Annotated in this window: 1 protein-coding gene; it reads left to right on the forward strand. The window is 47.6% G+C overall.

Annotated elements, in window-relative coordinates; all coding sequences use genetic code 11:
* Window positions 1-563 (forward strand): EamA family transporter (locus tag R7040_RS28820; protein ID WP_318097944.1); only part of this gene is annotated, 563 nt, incomplete at both ends.

The following is a 563-nucleotide window of genomic DNA, read 5'->3' on the forward strand; positions in this document are numbered from 1 at the left end:
AGCTTGTCTGGCCTGGAAAAATTCGTGCGTCCACCGTTTTTGGTATTGTGATGGCGTTTAGTGGTGTGGTGTTGTTGGCTGGACCGGAAGGCGAATTTACTTTGCGATACGACTTACTGCTTGGTTTGGCCGGTGGCCTGTTTAACTCCGGCTCACAATTGACGCTGTATAAAGTCAGCAAAAGTAATATGTCACCGCTAGAGATCAACTTCTGGGCGTTTAGCTTTGCCGCGTTATTTATTCTGCCTTTGGCGCTTATCAACGATGGCTCTGGACTGTTGGGGGCTCATTCATTCTCACTATCCGTTGAGCCTAGTGTGCTGTGGCTATTAGTCATGTCGATGTTGATCATCAATACTCAAGTGTTTCGTGCAAAAGCCTATCAACTGGCCAGTAGCGGCTCTCAACTCGCACCACTGATTTTTACCAACTTGTTGTTTACGGCCGTTTGGCAATCACTTTTTTTCGCTGATGTAATGAGCCGCACTCAAATCGCGGGCATGGGCTTAATTGTGCTCGCGACGGTATTGAATGGGTGCTGGGATGTATTGGTCAAGCATCAT

The sequence above is a fragment of the Vibrio sp. 1069 genome (assembly GCF_033340555.1).